Here is a 25,119-nt window from a genome sequence, read left to right as displayed (position 1 = left end):
GAAAGGAGTGCGCCCATGCACTCACAGTCTAATCCTTCCCCCACCGATAATGTCCTCGCCGCCGCTCACCGTGACCTGCTCGCAGTGGCGCAGCAGTGGATCGCACATCAACCGGCCGGGACGACCTTCACCGCCGCGCAGATGGCGCTGTATCTGCCGCCGCACGCGAACGACAAGCCGTGCCGCCTCGGAGTGCTCGTGCGTGAGCTGAACCGCCGCGGCTACATCGAGTTCCACGGATACGGCCCCCGTGCCGCAGACGGCGACTGGGACGCCCCAGCGCGCGTCTGGCGTCGCACCGGACTCGAGATCGAAGGTGAGGCCGCAGCATGAGCATCAATCACCCCCGAACCATGCTCGAACGCGGATTCGCGCTCGGACCCCTCGAAGGCAAGAAGGCATTCCTCCCCGGAGGATTCCACGCCTTCACCACCAGCCGAGACGAACTCAACCAGATCGCTCGCCGCTACCCCGAATGCAACTGGGGAGGCCGCAAAATAGGCGTGATCGCCTTCGACGAAGATCCACGCCACGGTGGGAATCTCGACGACATCGGCCCCGACGTACTCGACACCCTCGTAGTACGCACGGGCACCGGAGGCCAGCACGCCTACTTCCAGTTCGACGGGAAGATCCGCGGCAAGCTCGCCGACTATCCCGGCATCGACCTCAAATCCGGTCGCACCGGCTACACCGTCATGCCCGGATCGGTTCACCCCGACACCGGACTCCTCTACGTGATCGAACGGAACATCGAGATCAAACCCCTCCCGCAAAGACTGCTCCCTCTTGTGAAGCCGCCGACCTACACGCCGCAGCCGACCGTGCTCAGCCCCGAACGGCGAAGCAACGGCATCGTCCGCAAAGTTGCCGAAGCCTCCGAGGGGGGACGTAACGCGGTCACGTTCTGGGCGTTCTGCCGAGCGTTGGAAAGAGGGGAGCAGTCATTGGTGCACGAGATTCGGGCCGCGGCCGTTGCGGTCGGTCTCGCCGAACGGGAGATCGAAACGTGCCTGCGGTCGGCGCAGCGCACCGTGGGGAGTGCCGCATGAGCGACAACGATCACGAACCGCAGTCTGTGCGCGTCAGCTCCGGTGCCGATGTTCTCGACGACCTCGAAGAGTGGTTCGGTCGCTTCATCTCGGTGCCGGACGACCGGGACCTGGCACTGCTCGCTCTGTGGGCGGCCAGCACCCACTTGGCGCTCGAGACGTACACGACCCCGCGGTTGTTGCTCGACTCGACGCTGCCCGGTAGCGGCAAGACCACGGTGCTCGACCACTTCCAGCGACTCTGCTACCAACCCGTACAGGCCGCTGCGCTGTCCTCACCGGCGCTGCTGGTGCGGTTGCTGCAGAACGGCATCCGAACCATCTGCATCGACGAGGTAGACCGGTCGCTGTCACCGAACAAACCGGGTGTTGAGGATCTGATCGGCATCATCAACAGCGGCTACCGCCGAGGCGCAACACGTCCCGTTCTTGTGCCGGCGAAGGGCGGTAACTGGGTCGTCAAGGAAATGCCGACGTTCGCGCCTGTCGTGATGGCCGGCAACTCTCCGCACCTTCCGGACGACACCCGATCCCGGGCCATCCGTGTGCTGTTGATGCCCGACCTCGACGGCACCGCCGAGGATTCGGATTGGGAGTACATCGAAGATGACGCTTTGGCGCTCGGTGCTCGCCTGGCCGAGTTCGCCGACTCCGTCCGAGACGACATCCCGAAGTTGGCTGTCGATCTTCCCAAGGGGTGTATCGGCCGGGCGAAAGAGAAGTGGCGTCCACTGAAGCGGGTCGCTGTCGCGGCCGGGTCGCATTGGCCGGAGATCGTCGACGAGCTGATTCGTCGGGACCTGGACGAAGCCCTAGCCGAACGTGAAGCCGGTTTACAGCGAATCCCACCCGGTATGCAGATGATGTCCGATCTGCACGCTGTGTGGCCGAAGGACACCGACTTCGTACCTACAGCCGAACTCGTCGCGGCCCTGATTCTCCACAATCCGGAGTACTGGGGGATGAACAGTCCGTACGGCAAGGCGCTGACGGATAAGCGTCTGGGGACGCTGGTGTCTCAGGCATCGAAGGTGACGTCTCAAAGACCGGGTGGGCGAGGCCCCCGCGGGTACTCGAGGGCGGTTCTTGCACCGGTTTGGAACCGCTTGGGAATAGGTCGGAAACAACGCGGTGCATCCGGCGAAGACGGTGCATCCGGTGCGGATTTGCACCGGATTAACCGTGATAACCGCGTGCACCGGGTAGAAACAGACCCCCTGCTATCCGGTGTTCAATCCGGATATTCGCAGGTAGAAGGCGAATCTGATCCGGCTATCGGCTGCACCGTATGCGGGCAGCCACTTCTCACAGATGCATCCCAGCAATCCGGCATCTGCGCCGTCCGAGACGACGACCACAACACCGCAAGGGAGAACGCAGCATGACCGCTGAACAGATCACCACGACCATCGAAACACTCACCGCTGAAGTCCGCGCCGTCATGATCGGCAAGCGGCAAGTCACCCTCAGCGTGTATCGACAGCTCGACACGATCCCGTGGGCGGACATCGAGCCGTTCGGTCGCGTGCGAGACAAACAAGACGGCCGCCCGGGGATCTACGTGGTCGGCCGGCATCGCGACACAGGAGTGCTGTCCCGGGCATCTATCCATCGAGACAGCTGGGTCGAGGAGGCTCCCGGACATTTCGTTCACTGGGTGTATCACGATCAGAACGGAAGTCGACACCCCGGACATCGCTCATACGAGATGGGGGGGTCCCACGGCCGGACGCTCCGCTGGGGCGCGGGGATTGGCGATGTAGCGAACGATGGATGCTCCGCGTGGAGGCGACTGGACGCCCATCGCACGAACCGCGACGAAATTCGATCTGGGGAGTACTGCAACCTCCCTGAACTCTTGGCCGAGTCTCGGAGGATCGCGAGGGGGCGCATCGCGGAGCTCGTCCCGCACGAGCTCGAATACCAGGAGGCCAAGAAACTCCCTCTTATCGTGTTGGCCGGCCTCCGATGACCCGCCGCAGCACCTCCCGGATCCCTGCTATCCCGCCGCTGCTCGAGCGCCTCATCGATCCCCGGTTGACCGGTGCCCGATGCGCCGGACGAGCACCGTGGTTCGACGCCGAACTCGACGACGAGACCACCGAGCAAAGATCGGCACGGCTGGCGTGGGCTCGCCGTCAGTGCCGAGAGTGCCCCGTCGCATCCGCCTGCCGCACAGCAGGCCTCGAACAAGACCGCGCACTCGGTGTCTGGGCCGGCCGGGTGCACGGATTGCCCGGCCGGCCCGGAAGGGGGCAGTCATGCGACTTCACGCCCGCAACATGACCCCCGACGTGTTCCTCGACAAGCACGCCCACCGCACCGTCGTGCTCCGCTTCGCCGGCCTCCGCATCACCATGACCCCCACCGAAGCCCACGCCCTCGCCGACCAGCTCCACGACGCAGCCGAACGGAGCGAACCATGACACCTCCCGTGCAACGCCTCGCCCCCGGCGTCCTCCTCCTCACCGGAGACGCCGTGCAAGCCCTCGCCTACGCGGTCCAGGTCGCCCAACGTGCACGACAACGCAACGGACTACCACCGTCACGCGCCCTCGCTGCGCTGGCTTCCGCAGCGGGACAACAGGACACCGAACCGGCATCCGCACTCGAGACTGAACCCGAATGGATCACCACCGAGGAGGCAGCCCGAATGCTCGGCATCAGCGACCGGCAGGCCCGCCGACTCGCCCCCCGACTCGGTGGCCGGCTCACCGGCGGCCGCTGGCTACTGGACCGGCGCGCCGTCACCGAACACCAGGAAGGACAGGCAGCATGACCCCACCTGACCGGCGAGAGATCGTCGACTACCTCGCCGCTCTCGACCCCGCCGAATACCAGAAACTCGTCATCGAATCCCGAGGGGCGCCCCCGCCCCAGGCGGGCACCACCGAATCCCGCGCCGAGTATGTGCGGGGCACCCAGGCCCGCCTCGCCGCAGCGTTCGACGACCTCGACCGGCAGGAGGGCCGCAAGTGACCACCCCCGACCAGCCCGACACCCCCGAACAGGTATGGGCGCGGCACTACCTCCGTCACCAGCTGCCCGCCGAACGTACAGCCGCAGCCAAAGCCGAACGTGAAGCCCAGACAGCATTCGAGACGATCCTCGCCGAACAACCCTGGATCGCTGCCCTGCTCAACGTCGCCACAGCACGCCGGCAGAAACGACTGACAGCCGAACGCGAAGACCAGGCACGCACCATCCTCGGACTGCCCGTGCACAACCGCACCGAACCGCTCGTCAGCATCGGCCACTGGGATAACGGACAGCTCAGTGCTGACTTCCTCGCTCGACCGATCGCGCAGGTCGTCGACAAGCAAGCAGCACAACACGAGCAGCAGCAGCGAACAGAACGCGAACAGCAGATCACTGCACTCATCGCCGATGACACACGGATCGCTGAACTCCGAGTGATCAACGAACGCGACGAACGCGCCGCCGAACAAGACCCCGTCGAACAGGTCAGGGCTGGAGGAGGACGAGTGGACGTCGACACCATCGACATCGACGGACAACCCCACACCCGATACTTCAACCTCGACACCCGAGCCGAAGTCATCATCCGCCCCGACGGCAACGTCTACCGCCGGCCTCCCCGCACCCACGCCGTAGACCAGCCCGCCGACTGGACCACCTAAGTCCCACCCCCACAGACCGTGGGCGTCAACGCCACCCCTCGGAACCCGACGACAGCCGGCAGCAACGCCGCAGGGGAACGATGGTCGGAAGAGCCGCACACCTCCTTTCGTGCAGCGAAGACACCACCAGCGCCCACCCGCCGGGACCGCCCACACACCACACGGGCGGTCCCGGCCCCCACACACCAACCACACCCCCGGGCCCCACCCCCTCGAGGGGGCAACGGCCGCAACACGGCGAGGCGTCCAATATCCCCCCGGCTCCCGAAACACTGTGACCTATGAAGGATCGACCTATGACGAAACCGAAAGCGCCGGCCGGGCTGAAACCGGGTGGCCGGAAACTGTGGATTCGGGTGCTCGATGACTACGAGCTGGCCGAGCACGAGTTGCAGATTTTGCAGCAGGCTGCCCGCACCATCGATCAGATCGACGAGCTGGCGGCGATCGTGAAGGCGGATGGTTCGATGCAGGAGTCGCCGCAGGGCAGGCGGGTGCATCCGGCGGTGCAGGAGCTTCGTCAGCAGCGCATCGTCCTTGCTCGGCTGCTGGCCGCTTTGAACATTCCGGCGGAGGAGGACGGGTCTCGTCCGGTGCGGGCCCCGCGGGGTGTGTACGGCATTCGGGGCACGGCATGAGACGCCGCACTCGGGAAGCGGCGAATCTGGTGCCGCATGAGTTGTGGTGTTTCGATCCTGGTGATTGGCCGGCGGTGGAGTTGGTGGATGCGGTGGAGTTGTGGCGCACTGCTCGCCGGGAGTGGGCACGGTCGCATGACTGGCCGGGTGGTGCGGTGGAACGGATCGTCTCCGGCCTGGATGTGCGCCGGGCCGTGATGTTCGACCAGGTCCCGCCGGGTGGTCGACGGGTGCGATGGTCACAGGGGCGTCGCCGCTGCTGTGATGCGGGGTAGGTGAGTGTGCACCTGGTTGTGTTCGGCGCTCTGCGTGCGATACAGCGCGCCACATGATCGACGCTGACGGACTTTCTTCGGGGTGGTGTGGGGCGTCAGCCATTGCAAGATGTGTTCCTTTATCTGTAACGTTACGGATATGAGCACACATCTCCGTCAGTGCCCGATCTGCTCGACCGAAGTGCCGGCCGACGCTCCGATGGTCGCGGCTGAGGTGGGTAGGCGAGAAGATCTGCGCAAACGGTTCTGTTACCGCCGGGAGCCGATCTGCATGTCGTGCGCGCGGTCGTCGTGGAATCCCGAGTCGTCAGACGGGAAGCTCATTGCTTGGCACCACGGCGTCGATGGTGTGACGGCCACGTGTGAGGTCTGTCGTCAGCTGGTGGTGGTGCGGCCGGACAAGCGCCGGAAGGTGGTGACATGTTCGGATCGATGCCGACTGTCCCAGTACAAGACGAAACGTGTTCCATCATCCGTAACGTGTGACGTTTGTGGGAACACATTTGAAGCCAGGGCTGGTGCACGGTACTGCTCGCCTGCCTGCCGACAGAAGGCGTACCGCGACCGGAAGTAACCACAACGCGGTGTCACACCGATGTCACTAAGCCCGGACAATCACCGCGGATTCAGGCGGACGGCAATGGATCGATTTCGCAGGTAGAACGCAATTTCCTGGATGTCACCGGATCTCAAGAACCGGCTCGGTCCGTCTTCCCAAGCTGAATACGCGGGTTCGATTCCCGTCATCGGCTCCACAGCACATGAGATGTGCCGATCCCTATCTGTCCCCTGTTCCCCCTCTGTGGCGACCATCGTGCGCTCGCGACTCGAGCGATTCGACGTCCCGAGGTTTCGCTCCCCAGGGTTCCGGCCGGTCCACGAGATACGAGCAGGCGGTATCGACGAGCTCGGGTAGCGGCAGGGTGCCGTCCAGGGCGACGCCGTCCTCGTCGGCCCCGAGCGGCTCGAGCGTCTCGAACTGCGAAGCCACCAGTGTCTCGGAGAAGAAGTGGCCGCCGCGTTCGCGAATCCTCGACCTCACGACGTCCACGGGCACGTCCAGATGCAGGAAGACGCTCGGAGTGCCGGAACGCAGAATGTCTCGATACGACCGCTTCAGTGCCGAGCACGCGACCACCGGAGTCCCGGTACTTGCGGCGGCGGCCGCCGCGACGGCGCGCAGCCACGGCTCACGATCCTCGTCGTCGAGCGCCCGGCCGGCGCGCATCTTCTCGATCGACGACGCGCTGTGGTAATCGTCCGCATCGATGAACACGCCGCCGATCCCGTCTGCAAGCTTCCGCGCGAATGTCGTTTTCCCGCATCCACTCACGCCCATCACCACAACGGCCATGCCACATCGTAACGACGGGGAGGTTGTGGTCGCTCCCGTCGACATTCTCGACCCCAACCTCAGAAGTTCACCCGAAGCAGCATGGCCGCCACCCCCGAAGGGAGTGACGGCCACGGGGCTGCGGTGACGTCTAGACGGTCGCGGCGACCGTTTCCTCGCCCTCGGCCGGGGCGCTCGTGCGGATCAGGTGGTCGAACGCGCCGAGCGCGGCCGTCGCACCCGCACCTGCGGAGACGATGATCTGCTTGTACGGGACGGTCGTGCAGTCGCCGGCGGCGAACACACCCGGCACCGAGGTGCGGCCGTGGTCGTCGACGACGATCTCGCCGCGCGGGCTGAGTTCGACCGTGCCGGACAGCCATTCGGTGTTCGGCAGCAAGCCGATCTGGACGAACACGCCGTCCAGGTCGAGGGTGCGCGACTCGTCGGTGGTGCGGTCGGTGTAGGTCAGGCCGGTGACCTTCGCACCGTCGCCGAGGACCTCGGTGGTCAGGGCGCTGACGATGATGTCGACGTTGGGCAGGCTGCGGAGCTTGCGCTGCAGCACCTCGTCGGCGCGCAGCACCGAGTCGAACTCGATGAGGGTCACGTGGGCGACGACACCGGCGAGGTCGATGGCGGCCTCCACACCGGAGTTGCCGCCGCCGATGACCGCGACGCGCTTGCCCTTGAACAGCGGGCCGTCGCAGTGCGGGCAGTAGGTGACACCCTTGTTGCGGTACTCGTCCTCGCCGGGCACGTTCATCGCGCGCCAGCGAGCACCGGTGGAGACGATGACGCTGCGCGAGAGCAACCGGGCGCCGCTCTCGAGCTCGACCTCGACCAGGCCGCCCTCGGTGGGGGCGGGGGTGAGCTTCGATGCCTTCTGGACGTTCATGATGTCGACGTCGTACTGCCGCACGTGGTTCTCGAGTTCGGCGGCGAACTTCGGGCCCTCGGTGTAGGGGACGGAGGGAAAGTTCTCGATGGCCATGGTGTCGAGCACCTGGCCGCCGAAGCGCTCGGCGAGAACGCCGGTGCGGATCCCCTTGCGGGAGGCGTAGATCGCGGCGGTCGCGCCGGCCGGTCCACCGCCGACGACGAGGACGTCGAAGGGGTCCTTCTCGCTGATCGCGGCGGCGGCGCGCTCGGCGGAGCCGGTGTCGAGCTTGCCGACGATCTGCTCGAGGTTCATGCGGCCGGAGCCGAACAGCTCCCCGTTGAGGAAGACGGTCGGCACGGCCATGACCTGGCGGGCGTCGACCTCGTCCTGGAAGAGGGAGCCTTCGATGGCGGTGTGCTTGATGCGCGGATTGGTCACGCACATCACGTTCAGGGCCTGCACCACGTCGGGGCAGTTCTGGCACGACAGCGAGAAGAAGGTCTCGAAGTGGAAGTCGCCCTCGAGATCGCGCACCTGCTCGAGCAGCTCCGCGGCCTCCTTCGACGGGTGGCCGCCGACCTGCAGCAGGGCGAGTACGAGGGAGGTGAACTCGTGGCCGAGCGGGATGCCCGCGAACTCGACCTCGATGTCGGTACCGACCCGGCGGATCAGGAAGGAGGGGCGACGGGTGGCTTCACCGTCGCGTACATGGGTGACCAGGTCGGACATGCCGGCGATCTGGTCGAGGAGGCCGGCGAGTTCCGTGGACTTCGGTCGGTCGTCGAGGGACGACACGAGCTCGATCGGCTGGGTGACCTTCTCGAGGAGGGACTTCAACTGGGCGGCAAGGGAGGCATCGAGCATGAGGATCTACTCCAGAGGTGGAAGAACTGTGACCGGAAGAGATGGGAGTCGGCGAACTTCTCAGCTCGAGCCGAGCGGACCCGGACGGTGCCCGGTGGCACGGGACATTCGATCCCGTGCCACCGGAACGGTTTCCGTCGACGAATCAGATCTTGCCGACGAGCTCCAGCGACGGAGCGAGGGTGTCGTCGCCCTCTTCCCACTTGGCCGGGCAGACCTCGCCCGGGTGGCTGCGGACGTACTGAGCGGCCTTGACCTTGCGGACGAGTTCGGCGGCGTTGCGGCCGATGCCCTCGGCGGTGACCTCGGTGAACTGGATGACGCCGTCCGGGTCGACCAGGAAGGTGCCGCGGTCGGCCAGGCCCTGCTCCTCGCGGAGCACCTCGAAGTCGGTGCTGATCTGCAGGGTCGGGTCACCGATCATGGCGTACTTGATCTTGCCGATGGTCTCGGACGAGCCGTGCCACGCCTTGTGCGTGAAGTGCGTGTCGGTCGAGACGGAGAAGACCTCGACGCCGAGCTTCTGCAGCTCCTCGTAGTGGTCTGCGAGGTCGCCGAGCTCGGTCGGGCAGACGAAGGTGAAGTCTGCGGGGTAGAAGAAGAAGATCGCCCACTTGTCCTTGATGTCCTCGTCGGACACGGTCACGAAGGCGCCGTCCTTGAAAGCCTCGGCCTTGAAGGGCTTGATCTTCTTGTTGATCAGCGACATGTAAGAACCTCACTCATCTCGATGGGGTTGACGACTCCGACGTTATCCGCGAACTATTGATTGTGCCAATCGATAGTTTCTAGAAATTCGATAAGCAAGGGCTATAAAACATCGTTCGACCAGCTCATCGCATGTCGCCCTTCGTAAATGTGACAGAACACACAACCTGTACGACAGGGCACTCCGGCCCGCCGTCGAGAGGACAATGGAACCGATGCACTCACGACCGACATACCGCCGCACCGGATCCGGTGAACCTCTCCTCCTCCTGCACGGCATCGGCGCCACGATGGACGACTTCTCCACACTCGTCCCGCGACTCGCCGAGCACTTCGACGTGCTGAATGTCGACCTGCCCGGCCACGGTTCGTCGCCGAAGCAGAAGGGCCGTCCCACGATCGCGGCCCTCACCGACACCCTCGTCGAGACTCTCGACGCGCACGGACTCGACCGGGTGCACGTGCTGGGCAACTCGCTCGGCGGCCGGCTCGCGATCGAACTTGCCGTGCGCAACCGTGCTCATTCGGTGGTGGCCCTGTCCCCTTCCGGTCTCGGACTGCCCCCGGAGCGGATCTTCCAGGGCGCGCTCATGACGACCGCCCGCCTGCTCAACAAGGCCCGCAGCCCGTTCATCGAACCGATGGCGCGCACTGTCGTGGGCCGTACGGCGCTCACAGCAGGACTCCGCGCGATGCCGTGGAAGACGTCGCACACCGAATCGCTGTCGGTCAAGGGCGGCTTCGCCGAGTCCGACGGCTTCTGGTCGATGCTGTGGGATGGCGTCCTGACCGACGTGCCCACAGGCCTCGGCCGCATCTCGTGCCCTGTCACCCTCGCGCAGGGCGTCCTCGACACGGTCGCGGCGGCGCAGACCGTGCTGTACGCACCGCTGATCCCCGGGGCACGGTTCGTACCGCTCCCCTGGGCCGGCCACGCACCGCAGTCCGACTGTCCCGAGACCATCGTCGACCTCGTGCGCCGGACCGCCGCGCGCGCCACCGACGCCTACTGCCGATAGGACTCGACCTCGTCGACCGGCCGTGCCTGCGCGCCGTCCGGATCGTCGCCGAACTCGGCCTTCGCGCGACGCTGCCGCAGCAGGTCCCAGCACTGGTCGAGCCTCTTCTCGACAGCGGCCAGCCGCTGCAGGTCCTCGTCGCTCGGACCGTCCGCGCCGGTTCGTGAGCGCAGCGTCTTCTCCTCGTCCACCAGCTTCTCGATGTGCTGGAAGAGGTCGTTCTCGTCCATGGGAAACTCCCTCGATGTGGTGTTCCGTCGGCATAGCCTCATCCGGCAGGAGTGAAACCGCCGCCGGTTTCGCACCCGACCGGCCGGGTATCTCCTCGACATGAGCATCGAAGACGGTCCCGGCGACACCCTCAGCCCCAGCGAAGGCCTCGACGCCGACGAAGTGCGGAACAACGACGGTGACGAGGTCGTCGACCCGCCCGAGGGCTGGAGCGGCGCCGACAAGTTCGGAACGACCCCGCGTGAAGAGCAGGAAGGCGAGTCGCTGGACCAGCGCCTCGCCGAGGAGGAACCCGACGTCGAACCCGCCGAACCGCTGGACACGCCCGTCGCGGCGACACCGGAGGACGAACTCACCGAGGACGTCGACGAGGTGATCGACGACGCCACCACCGGCGCGCCCGAGGACTCGAAACTCGCCGACGAGGTCGACGGGGTGATCGTGCAGGATTCGCGTGTCGACCGCGGTCAGATCAGCGGCGCCCCCGAGGACGGGGAGTCGATCTTCCCGATCGTCGAATAGCAAGCGTGTCCGGGGCGGTCACCGTGCGGGCGTGAGTTCCGGCAGCGTCCAGCTGCCGTCGATGATCGCCGCCCTGGGCCGGTAGAGACGGACGAGGAAGTTCCAGCCCTCCGGAGTCGGAATCGCGTTCGGCGTGCCTTCGGGGAAATCGCCGAAGCGCACGGTGACCGAACCGTCCTCGTTCGGCTTTCCCGTGATGTTGTTGACGCTGTACGCCTCGCGTGGGTTGGGTGCGAAGAAACCTTCCGCGTCGTAGACGGACACCGACCAGAACCCGTCGACGGGAACGTCGTCGAGCGTCAGCTCGTAGTTCCCCGACGGGAGCTGGGGTGCGACGCCGATGTAGGAGGCTTCGCTGCTCGGCAGACCGCCCCACCCGGCCGCGGTGCCGATGAGGTGCCTCACCGGATCGACCTCGTCGGGACGACCGAACGTCGAATCGAAACCGGTGAGCCCGGAAGCGAGTCGGAGCAGCGCCGTGCGGGTCGCATCGAGACTCGCCGTGTCGTACTCGGGTGCGGTGAACGGCCGCGCCGACGCCGCGTCGATGCGTATTCCGTCCTGGATCGCGGCCGCCGCTTTCAGGTCGTCGGGGTCGGCCGGATCCGCCAGGGTGCGAACCGCGACGACCACATGGGGCGACTCGGCGTCGAGACGGTGACTGCCGGCCTCGTGGTGGATGGCGCGGACGAAATGATCCCGATCGAGGACCATCGCAGAGACGTAGCGGTCGCCGTGCTCGGGCAGGGTGAGCGTCGCGCCCTCCGAGACGTCGACGACTGCGAAACTGTACAGGGTGTCGCGGTTGAGGCGGATCACGGTCTGCCGGTCGATCGCCGCCGGTTCTCGGTTGTGCAGCAGCAGATTCACGCCCCCGGCATCGCGTTGCAGATCGGTGAACATCCGATCGGTCTCGGCCCGGACGAAGTTGTCGACGTTCACGTGCACGGTCATGCGGACTCCCTGTGTCGAAAGCGCCACTTCCTGCGCGACGACGATAGGCGAGAGGGAGGTTGCGTGCGCGTCGTTCGGACGAACACGCACACAGCCTCCCCCTCGATCGCTACAGGACCTTCGAGCCGTACATCTCGCCGAGCGGGTCGGCGATGAGTTCCAGCCGCGCGCCGTCGGGGTCCCGGAAGTACAGGGAGACCTCGCTGTGTTCGGCGAGTTCGACTCCCGCCTCGATCAGTTTGGTGCGCAGGCGTTCCCAGGTGGGGAGGGCGACGCTGATCGCGATGTGGTGCAGTCCGCCGAAGACCTCTCGATACGGGCCGAGGTCGAGACCGGGGAAGTCGAAGAAGGCCAGCAGGTTGCCGTTACCGATGTCGAAGAAGAAGTGCGACGACCCCGGGTAGTCGCGGTTCTCGATCAACTCCGTCAGCGGGAACTCGAGAAGGTCCTGGTAGAAGCGCACGGTCCGCTCGACGTCACTGCTGATCAATGCGGTGTGGTGCAGTCCCCGCGCCGAGGACCGCGGACGTGATTCGGCCGGCTTCAGGTGTGCGTCGCGAACGACTGCACGCCGGCGCTCGAACTCGTCGGAGCGTTGGCGCTCGTCGGTGGTCATCGATCCACCCTTTCCCGGCGTAGTTGCGTTCTCAACCACCAGGATCGCTCCGATTAGTTGCATTGTCAATTAGTTCGGGGCGGCAACAGCACTTCGTGACCGCGGGGGTCACGGGCCGGGTACGACGATCTCGGCGCCGTCACGTCTTCTTCACAACCATCCGATTCACCCGCTCCTGCCGATGCCTGTGGAGACGATGAATGCGTCGGGGGCTCACCGGTCCCGAGGAGATCCCATGCACCATCGCAGAACCCTGCGCGCAACGGTCGCGCTGCTCGCACCACTGGCACTGCTCGCCGGATTCGCACCCGGCGCGGGCGCAGCGGACACCGACACCCGAGGAATGTGGACGGTCAGCACCCGCGGAGACACCGTGGTGCTGAAACTGATCTATACGTCCCCACCGGACGAGGACCATCCCTTCCTCTGCGTCGCAGCGCTCGGCACCGGCGAGTCCGGAACCGCGGAGATCTACGGCGCGAACTACCAGACCCTCGAGTTCACGGGAATCTCCGCCGGACGCAATGTCGCGACCGCGAGTTGCGAGGACGACGACGGGGAGTTGCGGCCGGTGGGCGCGATCGAGTTCGACCTGCCGGGCCCACCGACCCTCCACTACGTCGCCACCGAATACTTCCGGTTCGACGACGGGGACGACTGAACGTCACATCTTCGCGTCGCGCGCCATGACGAAGCTGTACAGGCCGTAGACCGCGATACCCAGACCCATGAGGACGAGCAGCACCGCACCGAAAGGCTGCGAACCCAACGTCTTCAGCGCCCCGTCGAGTCCCGCTGCCTTCTGCGGGTCGGCCTGGAAGACCGCGACGATCACCAGCACACCGACGAGACCGATCGCGAGTCCCTTCGCGACGTATCCGACGACCCCGAGGCGCTCGACGAGCGTACTGGGACGACCCTTCAGGTCGTCGACGAAGTTCTTCGACACCCCCTTGTAGACGTGATAGGCACCCACCCCGAGGATCACGAGTCCCGCGACGACGAGGACGAACTTGCCCGCGCCGGACTGCAACAGCTTCGCCGTGAGTCCCGCGTTCTGTTCACCGCTGGACTTGCCGCTGCCGCGGGCGAACCCGAACGCGGTGTAGGCGAACGCGAGGTAGACCACGCCGACGCAGAACGCCTTGAACCGATCGAACACCTTGTCCTTCGTGTCGGCGTCGGGCCGTTCCGGTTCCGACGCCTTGCCGAAGGCCGCTTCCGCGAAGCGCCACAGACCCATCATCACGAACACGACGACGGCGATCCACAACGCGATCTTCCCGCCGGGCTGCGCGCCCAGCTCTGCCATCGCACCGGACTGCGAGGCCTCCTGCTCACCGCGGCCGAACGCGACCCGGATCGCAAGGTAACCGATGAGCAGGTGCACTATGCCACTGCCGACGTAGCCGGCACGGGCGAACTTCTCGAACACGCCGTTCTGCGCGACGCGGTCGGCGGATGCCGACGCGCCGTGCGACGCCGGGGCCTGACGGTTCACTCTCGTCTCCTCGATGGTCGGGACTGTCCCCTTCGCGCTGTATTCCCGAGACCGCGGACCGCAAACGCGAACCGCCTCCGATGGGTAGATTGGCGTCAGGTTCGTCAACGCCGTCGATCGGAGGCGCATCGTGCGGATCGTCGAGGATGCCGTCGCCCTGGCCCGCCGGTGGGCGGAGGAATCGGCGCATGTCGCCCCCGACCGTGCGGCCCGCCACCTGGCCGACGTCCTGAAAGACCCGCACGGACCCGAGTTCACCGTCCGCTTCGTCGACGAGGTGATCCGCCCCGAGGACCCGGTGGTGGCAGCGCATGCCCTGGCCGAATTGTCCCGGAACATACCGGATTTCCTGCCCGTTCACCTGCGGGCAGCCGTGAGGGCGGGCGGAACGATCGGCCCCCGTTTCCCGCACCTCGTCGTTCCCACCGCGCGCCGCGCTCTCCGCGCGATGGTGGGCCACCTCGTCGTCGACACCGACGACGCCGCGCTCGGCCGGGCGATCGCACGACTGCGTCGTCCCGGCATCCGGCTCAACCTCAACCTGCTGGGCGAGGCCGTGCTCGGCGACGCCGAAGCCCGGCGCCGTTTCGACGGCACCCTCGCCCTGCTGGCACGCGAGGACGTCGACTACGTCTCGCTCAAGGTCTCGGCGGCGGTCGCGCCGCACTCGCCGTGGGCGTTCGACGAGACCGTCGCGGACATCGTCGACCGGCTCACCCCCCTCTATCGGCTCGCCGCGAACTCGCCGACACCGAAGTTCGTCAACCTCGACATGGAGGAGTACCACGACCTGGAGGTGACGGTCGCGGCGTTCACGAGCCTGCTGGACCGGCCCGAGTTCCTGCATCTCGAGGCCGGAATCGTGCTGCAGGCCTATCTCCCCGACGCGCTGCGCGCGATGATGCGACTGCAGGAGTGGGCGGCGGCGCGACGCGCACGTGGGGGCGCGGCGATCAAGGTGCGGGTGGTCAAGGGCGCCAACCTGCCGATGGAGCGGGTCGACGCGGCGCTGCACGGCTGGCCGCTCGCCACATGGCACACCAAGCAGGAGACCGACACGAACTACAAGCGCCTGCTGCACTACGCGTTCACCCCCGAGCGGATCGAGAACCTGCGGATCGGCGTCGCCGGTCACAATCTCTTCGACATCGCCTACGCGTGGGTGCTCGCGGGTCGCCGGGGAGTGCGGCACGGGATCGACGTCGAGATGCTCCTCGGCATGGCGCAGAGTCAGGCCGAGGTGATCCGCCGACAGGTCGGCAGCCTGCTGCTCTACACACCCGTCGTGCGCCCCGACGAGTTCGACGTCGCCATCTCCTATCTGGTGCGCAGGCTCGACGAGGGGTCCGGGCAGGACAATTTCATGTCCGCCGTGTTCGATCTCGCCGACGACCCCGCGCTGTTCGGACGGGAGGAACAGAGATTCCGCGCGTCGGTGGCGGCGCTCGACGAGACGGTCCCCTCCCCCCATCGCACGCAGAACCGGCAGGAACCACCACCATCGACAGCGCCGCCGGCAATGTTCGCGAATACGCCGGATACCGATCCCTCCCTGCCGCAGAACCGCGAGTGGGGTCGTCACATCCTCGAACGGGTACCGTCGTCGAAACTCGGCATCGACACGGTACGGGCGCACATGCTCTCCTCCGAGGACGAGCTCGAGCGCGTGCTGGCCGACGCGGCCGCCGCCGGGCGCTCGTGGGGTGCCCGCAGCGGCGCCGAGCGCGCGGAAATTCTCGAGCAGGTCGCCGACGTACTCGAAACGCGCCGCGCCGATCTGCTCGAGGTGATGGCGGCCGAGGGCGGCAAGACTCTCGACCAGTCCGATCCGGAGGTCTCGGAAGCAATCGACTTCGCGCGGTTCTACGCAGGGCGGGCCCGCGAACTCGACACCATCGACGGTGCGCGGTTCGTGCCGTCGACCCTCACGGTGGTGACGCCGCCCTGGAACTTCCCGGTCGCGATCCCGGCGGGGTCGACGCTCGGGGCACTGGCCTCCGGTTCGGCCGTGATCCTCAAACCCGCGACACTCACGGCGCGGTGCGGGTCGGTGCTCGCCGAGGCGATGTGGGATGCGGGTGTACCGCGCGATGTGTTGCATCTCGTCCACGCCGACGAACGGTCGCTGGGCTCGACGCTCGTTGCCGACCCCCGCGTCGACCGGGTGGTGCTCACCGGCGCCTACGAGACCGCAGAGCTGTTCCGCTCGCTGCGTCCCGGTATGCGGCTGCTCGCCGAGACCAGCGGCAAGAACGCGATCGTCGTGACGCCGAGCGCCGATCCGGATCCGGCGGTGCGCGACGTCGTGCAGTCGGCCTTCGGGCATGCCGGGCAGAAGTGCTCGGCGGCGTCGCTCGTGATCCTCGTCGGGTCCGTGGCGACGTCGCGTCGATTCCGGGATCAGCTCGTCGACGCGGTGCGTTCGCTGCCGGTCGGTCCCGCGCACGACCCGCGAACCCGCATGGGGCCGTTGATCGAACCGGTCCGGGACAAACTGCTCACCGCGCTCACCGAACTCGAGGACGGCGAGTCGTGGCTCGTCGAACCGCAACGCCTCGATGAGGAGGGGCGACTGTGGAGCCCCGGCGTGCGCACCGGCGTGCGACGCGGGTCGCGCACACATCTCGTCGAATTCTTCGGTCCGGTGCTGGGGGTGATGACCGCGGCCGATCTGGACGAGGCGATCGCGATCCAGAACGAGGTGGACTACGGACTCACAGCGGGCCTGCATTCGCTCGACTCCGACGAGATCGCCCGTTGGCTCGATCGCGTCGAGGCGGGAAATCTGTACGTGAATCGCGGTATCACCGGAGCCATCGTGCGACGGCAGCCGTTCGGGGGATGGAAGAAGTCGTCGGTGGGAGCAGGTTTCAAGGCGGGCGGCCCGAATTATCTCTTCGGTTTCGGGTCCTGGGAGGGCAGTGCGCCGGCCGAGGATGCGTTGCGCCGGGTGTTCGAGAACGACGAGCGGGTGTGGGCATCGGAATTCGCTGTGCCACACGACGTCACCGGCCTGTCGGCGGAGCGGAACTTGTTCCGGTACCGGCCCGTTCGCACACACGTACGTCTCGGGGAGAGTGGACGGCCGGCCGAACTCGTGCGCGTGCTCGGCGCGGCCGCCCGGACGGGCGCACCGGTGGACATCTCTTCGGCTTTCGCCGTCGATCTCGTAAGATGTTCGAATACAGCAGGTTTCGACGGCCGTGTACGTGTGGAGAGCGATGCGGAATGGGAGGAACGGATGGTCGACGTGGCACCGGCACGTGTCCGCCTCATCGGCGCAGCGCCGCCCGTCGCATGGAACACTCGATGCGACATCGCAGTGTTCGACCATCCGGTGACCGCAGCCGGACGAATCGAAATGCTGCCGTTCCTGGCCGAGCAGGCCGTCTCGATCACCGCACACAGATTCGGCACACCGCATCGGCTCACCGACGAGATCATCTGAAAACAAACCCGGAATCGGTTCTCCCGAAGTCCTGTGAACCCCGGCACTGTGAGGTGGAATAGGAAAATGGATATCGCCACGACACCCCCGACCGAACGTCGCAAGCTCGCACTGGCGGCGGTGAAAGAACTCGGGCCTCAGCGCACCGAGAAGGCCGTCGTCAAGGTGCGCTGCCCCAAGGGGCACACCCTCGCCGCGGTGTACAAGACTTCCGAGGGGCAGGTGGTGGTCTCGCGCAGTGGCCCGGGTGGACGCGGCAACCGCGACCGGGAAGCCACACCGCACAACGGCACATCACTCAATTCGGAATTCGTGGACACCCTCGAGGCAACACAGTTCGAGGACGACGAAATCCCCTCGGGCTGCGCGTGCGGTCCACGAACACTCTCGCGTAAGAAGATGCAGGACGCCGTCGCATCGCACGAACACGTCGTCAACCTGACCTGATCTCTCACAGACCGAAACGCAACTGCACCCGGAACACGTCGAGCACCTCGTCGACCCAGCCCAGGATCGAGAGCGTCGAATCGATGTTCTGCGGTGGCGTGCACACCAGGGTGTCGTGCCGGATCAGACGCTCGAAATCCACGGCGACGGGGCCGGTCCGCACCGTTCCGTTCGGCGTCCGGAATTCGACGCCGGCACGCACCATCACGTCGACGACCTCCTGGGCGAGGATCCCGTAGGCGACGGTCGTCGGGTGCACGCCGTCTAGGGAGAACAATCCCCCACGGTCACGACCACCGTGACCGTCGGCGGACAGGAAACGGGTGTCGGGCACCGGGTCGAGTGCGGCGAGCGCCGGCGGCAGGGGATACGGCTGCCACCACGCCGGCCGCGCTTCGAGGTCGTCGACGTAGCGGCGGGCGGCCAGGCGGTCGAGGATGCCGGCGGTGTCGAGCAGATACCAGTCCAGTCCGGCGCGACGCGCATCGGCGACGGCCCGGGTGATCGTCTCGTCGAACAGGTCGATCGCAGCATCGACCATCCGGGCCTGCGCACCGGTGATGTGTTCGTCGCGGGCTGCATCGAAGCGGCGCTCGTCCACCCAGGGCCGGGTGTAGTACGGGAAGTACGGTGAGCCGTTCTTCGTCCCGATTCCCCGGGCGATGGGTGCGATGGTGACGTGTGGGACGGTGCACAGCACCACGTGCCGCGCGTCGATGTCGCGGAGCTTCGCGACGACCTCGGCGAACTCGCTGTCGAAATGTTCGGGCTGCCAGATCGTGTAGGCCTGTTTCGCGTCGAGGTCGCGGAAGTCGTCGCCGCTCCAGACGATCCGCAGTTCGGTGATGGTCCGCAGTGCGTTGTTGGAACCGAGGAAGACGACGAGGGTCTCGATGCCCTCGCCGGTGTCGTCGCCGTGGTCGGTGCCGAGTTCGCGGGCGACGTCGAACAGGGTCATTCCGCGGCGTCGTTCGTCGGCGTTCGGATAGACGTACAGCGCCGCCCGTTCCCCGTTGTTCTCGACGAGTTGCCGCACGAGGTCGTCGCGGGGTGTGCCGATGCGGTCCGCGCAGTCGCGGGCGGTCTTCTGCAGCGCGTCGCGCAGATCCCAGCCGAAGCACGACAGGTTGTGGAGATATCCGACGAGCGGTGGTCTCGCGCCGGGCCCGCGTTCCCAGTAGTCCTCGACCTCGTCCATGAAGCCGCGCGCCGTGAACAGTGCCGCCGGCAGTTCCCACGGGTCGAGCGTCGTCCCGTGCCGCTCCTCGATCCGGCGCAACAGCACTTCGGCGTTCAGCGGCAGCCCGCCCGGCCCGCCGAAGCGCGGATACCGCAGGCCGGTGCCGAGCTCGTAGGCGACGATCGCCGGGACGGAGACGTCGGTGTTGTAGATCGCGCCGCTCTGGAAGCCCTGCAGCAGGGAGTCGCCGAGAGCCACCAGACGGTGCGGGGGTGTGCCGCGGAAGGAGCGGGGGACGTCGATGCCGAGGGTGGGGTCGGCGACGGGCACCCTCGGCGGTTCGGCGGCACGCGCCACGACCGTATCCGGTGTGCCCTCCGGGATCTCGTCGGACGTCATCACGCCTCCTCAGGCCCCCTCATCGAGGGTAGGCACACGACACCGTCGTCGTTGCCGAAAACTCGGCACATCGTCGACGACACCCTCGGTCAGGGGCGACGCGTACCTTCGGAGCATGAGCGACGCCGACTTCGCCCACACCGATCGCGCCGAGAAGAACCGTCGCGACAAGGCCGTGACCCTGGCCCGGTATGCATGGAATCGCGGCATCTCGGGAGCCGAACTGCTCGCCATGACCGACGAGACGAGGCGCAAGCTGGCCCGGGCTGCGGACGCGCATCCGCCGCGCACGATGGAGACCTGGGAGCTCGCCGCGAGATTGATGGACGAGAAGACGGTGTGGGCGCAGAAGCACCCCGATCATCCGGCAGCGGTCCGCACCGACGAGGACGAGAAGATCATGTGGGTGAAGCCGCCCGCGCGGTCCTGGTTCGAGTGACCGGGAGGAAATCGCCTTGCAGCAGAAGTTACCGAGTGCAACAATTCCCGATCGCCTCACTCGTATGCAGGCCACCTTCACATAACAGCTCGATATTCCTATTCCGACAGGAACACCGTGACCACCACCTCGGAACCACTGGTTCTCACCCAGCGACGGATCTGGATCATCTTCTCCGCGCTCATCGCGGGCATGATGCTCGCCAGCCTGGACCAGACGATCGTCTCCACCGCCATGCCCACGATCGTCGGGCAGCTCGGCGGTGTCGAGCACCAGGCGTGGATCACCACCGCCTACCTGCTCGCGGTGACCATCGTGATGCCGATCTACGGCAAGTTCGGCGACATCTTCGGGCGCAGGCACCTGTTCCTCATCGCGATCGGCGTGTTCACCCTCGCGTCCGCGGCGTGCTCGACGACCGACGACTTCTGGACGTTCGTGGTCTTCCGCGCGATCCAGGGCTTCGGCGGTGGCGGTCTGATGATCCTGTCGCAGGCGATCATCGCCGACATCGTGCCCGCCAGCGAGCGCGGTAAGTACATGGGCCCGCTCGGTGCGATCTTCGGACTGTCGGCCGTCGGTGGCCCCTTGCTCGGCGGCTTCTTCGTCGACCACCTCACGTGGGAGTGGTGCTTCTACATCAACGTGCCGGTCGGCATCATCGCGTTCGTCATCACCTGGTTCGCGCTGCGCCTGCCGACGAAGCGTCCGACCAAGAGGATCGACATCCTCGGTGTCGTCACGCTCTCGCTCGCCACGACCTGCCTGATCTTCTTCACCGACTTCGGCGGCGACACCGACCGCGGCTGGACCGATCCGCTGACCTGGTCGTTCGGCGCCGGTCTCGTGGTGTTCGTGTCCCTGTTCGTGCTGGTCGAGTCGCGGGCACAGGATCCGATCATCCCGCTGTCGCTGTTCCGCAACCCGATCTTCGTCAACGCCACCGCCATCGGTTTCGTGCTCGGCCTCGGCATGTTCGCCGCGATCGCGTTCATGCCGACCTTCCTGCAGATGTCGTCGGGCACGTCGGCCGCGGTCTCGGGTCTGCTGCTGCTCCCGATGATGGCCGGTCTGATGATCACCTCGATCGGGTCGGGTCTGGCCATCACCAAGACCCAGCGGTACAAGATCTATCCGATCGCGGGGTCGCTGATCACCGCCGCAGGCATGCTGTGGCTGACCACCCTCGAGGGCGACACCCCGCTGTGGGTGATCTGCTCGATGCTGTTCGTCTTCGGTCTGGGTCTCGGCCTGATCATGCAGGTCGTGATCCTGATCGTGCAGAACGCCGTGCCCGCCGACGAGATCGGCACCGCGACGAGCTCGAACAACTACTTCCGCGAGGTCGGTGCGGCGCTCGGGGTGGCGATCTTCGGCACGATCTTCACCAACCGTCTCTCGGAGCAGCTCGTCGAGGTCTTCACCGCTGCCGGTGCGACACCCGAGCAGGCCGGGCAGGCCACCGCGACCGTCGATCCGGCAGCGATGAGACTGCTGCCCGATCCCGTCCGTGAAGGTGTCATCGACGCCTACGCCGACTCGCTGGCGCCGGTGTTCTGGTACCTCATCCCGTTCCTGCTCATCGCGTTCGTCCTCGCGTGCTTCATCAAGGAGATCCCGCTCTCCGACGAAGCGCTCATGGTGGCGCGCGGCGAGGCGGTCGCCGACCCCGCGAAATCGTCGAAGGACCACACCGTCGTGGTCGTCGAGGAGTCCGAGGACGCTGCGGAGAGCGGCTCGAAGCGCACGTGATCGAATAGGTCCGGCCAGCGGACGAGGGAACGGAGACGGCACGTGGGACGAACGATCACACCGGTTCGCGTCAAGGACGTGGTGATCGGTGACGGCGCACCCACGATCGTCGTCCCCGTCACCGGCCGGACCCCCGGGACGTTGCGCGAGCAGATCGCGGCCGTCGCCGGCCGGGCCGACGTCGTCGAATGGCGCGTGGACTTCTTCCACACCGTCGACGACGTCGCCTCGGTGATCGCGCAGGCCGGGGCCCTGGCCGAGCAGTTGCCGGGCACCCCCCTGCTCGCGACCTGCCGCACCGCCAACGAGGGCGGCGAGATCGCGATCGACGACGAGGCGTACGCCGATCTGACGGTCGCACTCGCCGAGAGCGGCAGCGTGGATCTCGTCGATGTGGAGTACCGGCGCGACCGCGCCGCCGTCGAGCGGATCGTCGCGGCGGCCCACGCCCGCGGTGTCGCGGTGGTGGCGTCGAACCACGATTTCGACGCCACTCCACCGAAGGACGAGATCGTCGCGCGGCTGCGGCAGATGCAGGATCTCGGCGCCGACATCTGCAAGATCGCCGTCATGCCCCGCTCGGCCGGCGACGTGCTGACCCTGCTCGACGCGACCCGCACGATGCACGAGGACCACGCCGACCGCCCGTTGATCACCATGTCGATGGGCGGTCTCGGTGTGGTGTCGCGGATCGCCGGTCAGGTCTTCGGATCGGCCGCGACGTTCGGGATGGTCGGCACCGCATCGGCGCCGGGCCAGGTCGACGCCGACGAGCTGCGCTCGGTGCTCGAGCTGATCGACCGCTCGCGTTGATCACCACACGGCGGCGAGACCGAGCCCGGCAGCGGCCGCGGCGATCGTGGTCGCGAGAGTGCCGAACGTGATCGCCGCAGCGCCCGCGTACCGGCCTTGCACGATCAGGCGTACCGAGTCGACGCTCGTCGTGCTGAAGGTCGTGTAGCCGCCGCAGAAACCGGTCCCGGCGATCGTGAGCATCGTGGTCGGGGCGTCGTGGAACAGCGCGGCGCCGGCCAGGATGCCCAGCAGCAACGACCCGGTGATGTTGATCAGGACGGTCGGCCACGGCAGCGAGGCGGTGAACCGGGCGCGCAACGCGCTGTCGACGACGAACCGCGTCACGGCACCGACGCTGCCGGCCAGCGCCACCCACACCGCGATCACCGCGGTGCACCCCGACGGTTCCCGAACCACGCTCCCAGCGCGACACCGATGCCGGTCGCGACGAGGCCGGCCGACACCGTGCCCAGCGCATAGGTCGCCGCGGCGACGAACTCACCGTCGCGGAGCAGCAGGTCGGTGTCGACCGCGAGCGCGCTGTAGGTGGTGAACGAGCCCAGTGCGCCGGTGCCTGCGCCGAGCCGGACGACACGACGCCAGGATGTATCCGGACCCATCCGCACCAGCGACTCGAGCAGGATCCCCAGCAGCAGGGCGCCGACGACGTTGATCGCGAAGGTCGTCATCGGCCACGCGCCGTTCCCGGCCGGGAAGACCGTGCCGAGCCCGTGACGGGCTGCGGTGCCGATGAGCCCGCCGACCGCGACGGCTGCCCACGCGGTCGGCTGCAGATGTATCGCCTGTGCAGGCGAGTACCGTTGCGGCTCGACGGGATCGACCATTCGGCGTTCCTTCCGCAGGCACCTTCGAGTTGCATCGGTCCGGACATGCGGCGTCGTCGGACGACACCGAGAGCACCGTACGGTACGGTGGGCAGCGGTGTGCCGGGAAGTCTGGTCGGCGAGTCGTGTCCCGTGGTGTGCACCGGCCTCGTCGGTCGCATCTCTCTGCCCCCGAGGAATCCGTGATGCCCACCCCCTTCTCCGGTCTTCCCCTGCTGTCCCGAGGTTCCTGGGAGGAATCGCGCCGCGTGGCCGACATCCTCCGCAAGGAGACCGTCGGCGGGATCCTGCTCCTGATCGCCGCGCTCGCCGCGTTGATCTGGGCCAACACCGCGTGGTCGGACTCGTATCACGCACTGCGCGACACCACGATCGGTCCCGCCGCGCTACACATGGACCTGTCGTTGGGCACGTGGGCGGCCGACGGGCTGCTGGCGGTGTTCTTCTTCGTGGTGGGAGTCGAACTCAAACGCGAATTCATCGAAGGCGACCTGCGTGACCTGCGCCGCGCCGCGATGCCCGTCACCGCCGCCCTCGGCGGAATGATCGTGCCCGCACTGATCTTCGCGGTGGTCAACATGCGCGGCGGTGCCGAGGCGTTGAACGGGTGGGCGGTACCGACTGCCACCGACATCGCTTTCGCCGTGGCGATCCTCGCCGTCATCGGTACCCATCTTCCTGCCGGCTTGCGCACCTTCCTGCTCACCCTCGCGGTGGTCGACGACCTGCTCGCGGTCACGGTGATCGCCGTCTTCTACACCGACGATCTGAACCTGCTCTACCTCGCCGGCGCGTTGCTGCCGCTGATGGCATTCGGATTCGCACTGCAGCGCGGTGTGCACGCCTGGTGGTTGCTGCTTCCTCTCGCCGCGGTCACCTGGTGGCTCGTTCACGAGTCGGGTGTGCACGCGACGATCGCCGGTGTGCTGCTCGGCTTCCTCGTGCCGATCTCCCGGACGGTCGCCGGCAAGAGGATTCCCGTCGCCGAACACATCGAGCACCGCATCAGGCCGATCTCGGCCGGACTCGCCGTTCCGATCTTCGCCTTCTTCGCCGCGGGCGTCACCGTCGGTGGCTTCGACGGGTTGGCGAACGCTCTCACCGACCCCATTTCGGCAGGGGTGATCGCCGGGCTGGTCGCCGGCAAGGTGATCGGGATCTTCGGCGTCGCGTATCTGGTCGCGCGGTTCACCGGCGCCCGTCTGGACGAGGATCTGAGCTGGACGGACGTACTCGGTGTCGCGCTGCTCGGCGGCATCGGATTCACGGTCTCGCTGCTGATCGGCGACCTGGCCTACGGAGCCGGCACAGTCGCCGCCGATCACGTGAAGGTCGCAGTGCTGTGCGGATCCCTGCTCAGCGCGGTCCTCGCGTCGATCGTCCTCACCACCCGCAACCGTGCGTACCGCCGTATCGCCGCGCGCGAGCAGATCGACGAGGACGGTGACGGTATCCCCGACGTCTTTCAGGACCGGAGATCGTGACGATCCGGACCGGGGTACCGGCAACACCTCGGGTTCGGTCGCTGCTGATCACCGTCATCGCTGCGCGTCTCGCCGACCGCGCCTCGTCACCGT

29 protein-coding genes are annotated in these 25,119 nt (G+C 66.8%); 19 read left to right on the top strand and 10 right to left on the bottom strand.

Annotated features, from left to right (window positions below; translation table 11 throughout):
* Positions 1–15 precede the first annotated feature (15 nt).
* The 10 genes from PV766_RS04935 to PV766_RS04890 all read left to right on the top strand — a co-directional run bounded on the left by PV766_RS04935 (position 16) and on the right by PV766_RS04890 (position 5,331).
* Positions 16–333, top strand: a complete 318-nt coding sequence (locus PV766_RS04935) for a hypothetical protein (protein ID WP_421096535.1) — start codon at positions 16–18, stop codon at positions 331–333.
* Positions 330–1,052, top strand: coding sequence for a bifunctional DNA primase/polymerase (locus PV766_RS04930; RefSeq protein ID WP_421096534.1), 723 nt, complete (start codon positions 330–332; stop codon positions 1,050–1,052). Before PV766_RS04935 ends, PV766_RS04930 begins: the two co-directional genes overlap by 4 nt.
* Positions 1,049–2,437, top strand: a complete 1,389-nt coding sequence (locus tag PV766_RS04925; protein ID WP_421096533.1) for a DUF3631 domain-containing protein — start codon at positions 1,049–1,051, stop codon at positions 2,435–2,437. The genes PV766_RS04930 and PV766_RS04925 overlap by 4 nt, the downstream gene beginning before the upstream one ends.
* Positions 2,434–3,024 (top strand): hypothetical protein, encoded by a 591-nt coding sequence (locus PV766_RS04920; protein ID WP_421096532.1) that lies wholly within the window; start codon positions 2,434–2,436, stop codon positions 3,022–3,024. Before PV766_RS04925 ends, PV766_RS04920 begins: the two co-directional genes overlap by 4 nt.
* Positions 3,021–3,338, top strand: a complete 318-nt coding sequence (locus PV766_RS04915; RefSeq protein WP_421096531.1) for a WhiB family transcriptional regulator — start codon at positions 3,021–3,023, stop codon at positions 3,336–3,338. The genes PV766_RS04920 and PV766_RS04915 overlap by 4 nt, the downstream gene beginning before the upstream one ends.
* A complete protein-coding gene (locus PV766_RS04910) occupies positions 3,314–3,478 on the top strand; it encodes a hypothetical protein (RefSeq protein ID WP_421096530.1) in 165 nt (54 codons plus the stop codon). Before PV766_RS04915 ends, PV766_RS04910 begins: the two co-directional genes overlap by 25 nt.
* A complete protein-coding gene (locus PV766_RS04905; RefSeq protein WP_421096529.1) occupies positions 3,475–3,831 on the top strand; it encodes a helix-turn-helix domain-containing protein in 357 nt (118 codons plus the stop codon). The genes PV766_RS04910 and PV766_RS04905 overlap by 4 nt, the downstream gene beginning before the upstream one ends.
* Positions 3,828–4,031, top strand: a complete 204-nt coding sequence (locus tag PV766_RS04900; protein ID WP_421096528.1) for a hypothetical protein — start codon at positions 3,828–3,830, stop codon at positions 4,029–4,031. The genes PV766_RS04905 and PV766_RS04900 overlap by 4 nt, the downstream gene beginning before the upstream one ends.
* A complete protein-coding gene (locus tag PV766_RS04895; protein ID WP_421096527.1) occupies positions 4,028–4,693 on the top strand; it encodes a hypothetical protein in 666 nt (221 codons plus the stop codon). The genes PV766_RS04900 and PV766_RS04895 overlap by 4 nt, the downstream gene beginning before the upstream one ends.
* Positions 4,694–4,989: 296 nt before the next feature.
* On the top strand, positions 4,990–5,331 hold the full coding sequence (locus tag PV766_RS04890) for a hypothetical protein (protein WP_421096526.1): 342 nt from the start codon (positions 4,990–4,992) through the stop codon (positions 5,329–5,331).
* A gap of 1,053 nt (positions 5,332–6,384) precedes the next feature.
* On the opposite strand, the gene PV766_RS04885 is transcribed toward PV766_RS04890, so the two are convergent.
* The 3 genes from PV766_RS04885 to ahpC all read right to left on the bottom strand — a co-directional run bounded on the left by PV766_RS04885 (position 6,385) and on the right by ahpC (position 9,395).
* Positions 6,385–6,960, bottom strand: a complete 576-nt coding sequence (locus PV766_RS04885) for a gluconokinase (RefSeq protein WP_421096525.1) — start codon at positions 6,958–6,960, stop codon at positions 6,385–6,387.
* Positions 6,961–7,090: 130 nt separating this feature from the next.
* Positions 7,091–8,686 (bottom strand): alkyl hydroperoxide reductase subunit F, encoded by a 1,596-nt coding sequence (ahpF, locus tag PV766_RS04880; protein ID WP_421096524.1) that lies wholly within the window; start codon positions 8,684–8,686, stop codon positions 7,091–7,093.
* A gap of 145 nt (positions 8,687–8,831) precedes the next feature.
* Positions 8,832–9,395: an alkyl hydroperoxide reductase subunit C gene (ahpC, locus tag PV766_RS04875; protein WP_016933943.1), complete on the bottom strand. Its 564-nt coding sequence runs from the start codon at positions 9,393–9,395 to the stop codon at positions 8,832–8,834.
* A gap of 214 nt (positions 9,396–9,609) precedes the next feature.
* On the opposite strand from ahpC, the gene PV766_RS04870 reads away from it, so the two are divergent.
* Entirely contained in the window at positions 9,610–10,413 is an 804-nt protein-coding gene (locus PV766_RS04870; RefSeq protein ID WP_421096523.1) for an alpha/beta fold hydrolase, read from the top strand.
* Here PV766_RS04870 and PV766_RS04865 read toward each other — a convergent pair.
* Positions 10,401–10,643, bottom strand: coding sequence for a DUF2630 family protein (locus tag PV766_RS04865; protein WP_064063527.1), 243 nt, complete (start codon positions 10,641–10,643; stop codon positions 10,401–10,403). The genes PV766_RS04870 and PV766_RS04865 overlap by 13 nt on opposite strands.
* A gap of 100 nt (positions 10,644–10,743) precedes the next feature.
* Between PV766_RS04865 and PV766_RS04860 the strand changes: the two genes are divergently transcribed.
* The gene (locus PV766_RS04860) at positions 10,744–11,166 is read left to right on the top strand and encodes a hypothetical protein (protein ID WP_064063526.1); all 423 of its coding nucleotides are present in this window, start codon (positions 10,744–10,746) and stop codon (positions 11,164–11,166) included.
* Positions 11,167–11,184: 18 nt separating this feature from the next.
* On the opposite strand, the gene PV766_RS04855 is transcribed toward PV766_RS04860, so the two are convergent.
* Entirely contained in the window at positions 11,185–12,120 is a 936-nt protein-coding gene (locus PV766_RS04855; RefSeq protein WP_421096522.1) for a DUF1214 domain-containing protein, read from the bottom strand.
* 109 nt (positions 12,121–12,229) lie between these two features.
* Complete coding sequence (locus PV766_RS04850) at positions 12,230–12,736, bottom strand: VOC family protein (protein WP_255161707.1); 507 nt, start codon at positions 12,734–12,736, stop codon at positions 12,230–12,232.
* Positions 12,737–12,971: 235 nt separating this feature from the next.
* Here PV766_RS04850 and PV766_RS04845 point away from each other — a divergent pair, with 235 nt between their 5' ends.
* Positions 12,972–13,397: a hypothetical protein gene (locus PV766_RS04845; RefSeq protein WP_064063523.1), complete on the top strand. Its 426-nt coding sequence runs from the start codon at positions 12,972–12,974 to the stop codon at positions 13,395–13,397.
* Between the two features lie 3 nt (positions 13,398–13,400).
* Here the strand turns inward: PV766_RS04845 and PV766_RS04840 are convergent, their stop codons facing one another.
* Positions 13,401–14,237 (bottom strand): DUF1206 domain-containing protein, encoded by an 837-nt coding sequence (locus tag PV766_RS04840; RefSeq protein ID WP_255161708.1) that lies wholly within the window; start codon positions 14,235–14,237, stop codon positions 13,401–13,403.
* 130 nt (positions 14,238–14,367) lie between these two features.
* Between PV766_RS04840 and PV766_RS04835 the strand changes: the two genes are divergently transcribed.
* Entirely contained in the window at positions 14,368–17,685 is a 3,318-nt protein-coding gene (locus PV766_RS04835) for a proline dehydrogenase family protein (RefSeq protein WP_421096521.1), read from the top strand.
* 66 nt (positions 17,686–17,751) lie between these two features.
* The gene (locus PV766_RS04830) at positions 17,752–18,132 is read left to right on the top strand and encodes a hypothetical protein (RefSeq protein WP_064063520.1); all 381 of its coding nucleotides are present in this window, start codon (positions 17,752–17,754) and stop codon (positions 18,130–18,132) included.
* Between the two features lie 4 nt (positions 18,133–18,136).
* Here the strand turns inward: PV766_RS04830 and PV766_RS04825 are convergent, their stop codons facing one another.
* Positions 18,137–19,711 (bottom strand): hypothetical protein, encoded by a 1,575-nt coding sequence (locus tag PV766_RS04825; RefSeq protein ID WP_421096520.1) that lies wholly within the window; start codon positions 19,709–19,711, stop codon positions 18,137–18,139.
* A gap of 115 nt (positions 19,712–19,826) precedes the next feature.
* Here PV766_RS04825 and PV766_RS04820 point away from each other — a divergent pair, with 115 nt between their 5' ends.
* From PV766_RS04820 to aroD, 3 genes are all read left to right on the top strand, one after another.
* The gene (locus tag PV766_RS04820; RefSeq protein ID WP_064063518.1) at positions 19,827–20,150 is read left to right on the top strand and encodes a hypothetical protein; all 324 of its coding nucleotides are present in this window, start codon (positions 19,827–19,829) and stop codon (positions 20,148–20,150) included.
* A gap of 117 nt (positions 20,151–20,267) precedes the next feature.
* A complete protein-coding gene (locus tag PV766_RS04815; RefSeq protein ID WP_371053819.1) occupies positions 20,268–21,902 on the top strand; it encodes an MDR family MFS transporter in 1,635 nt (544 codons plus the stop codon).
* 42 nt (positions 21,903–21,944) lie between these two features.
* Positions 21,945–22,715 (top strand): type I 3-dehydroquinate dehydratase, encoded by a 771-nt coding sequence (aroD, locus tag PV766_RS04810; RefSeq protein ID WP_421096519.1) that lies wholly within the window; start codon positions 21,945–21,947, stop codon positions 22,713–22,715.
* Here aroD and PV766_RS04805 read toward each other — a convergent pair whose 3' ends face one another.
* Both PV766_RS04805 and PV766_RS04800 read right to left on the bottom strand, forming a co-directional pair.
* A complete protein-coding gene (locus tag PV766_RS04805) occupies positions 22,716–23,084 on the bottom strand; it encodes a fluoride efflux transporter FluC (RefSeq protein WP_255161710.1) in 369 nt (122 codons plus the stop codon).
* Positions 23,081–23,542 (bottom strand): fluoride efflux transporter FluC, encoded by a 462-nt coding sequence (locus PV766_RS04800; RefSeq protein WP_255161712.1) that lies wholly within the window; start codon positions 23,540–23,542, stop codon positions 23,081–23,083. The genes PV766_RS04805 and PV766_RS04800 overlap by 4 nt, the downstream gene beginning before the upstream one ends.
* Before the next feature lie 185 nt (positions 23,543–23,727).
* Between PV766_RS04800 and nhaA the strand changes: the two genes are divergently transcribed.
* Positions 23,728–25,026 carry a Na+/H+ antiporter NhaA gene (nhaA, locus tag PV766_RS04795; protein WP_084421612.1) on the top strand — a complete coding sequence of 433 codons (1,299 nt, stop codon included), beginning with the start codon at positions 23,728–23,730 and terminating at the stop codon, positions 25,024–25,026.
* The last annotated feature ends 93 nt before the right edge of the window (positions 25,027–25,119 follow it).

The sequence above is a fragment of the Rhodococcus sp. As11 genome, from assembly GCF_048957735.1.
Taxonomy (GTDB): Bacteria; Actinomycetota; Actinomycetes; order Mycobacteriales; family Mycobacteriaceae; genus Rhodococcus; species Rhodococcus gordoniae.
This window is presented reverse-complemented; position numbering and strand designations above follow the sequence as displayed.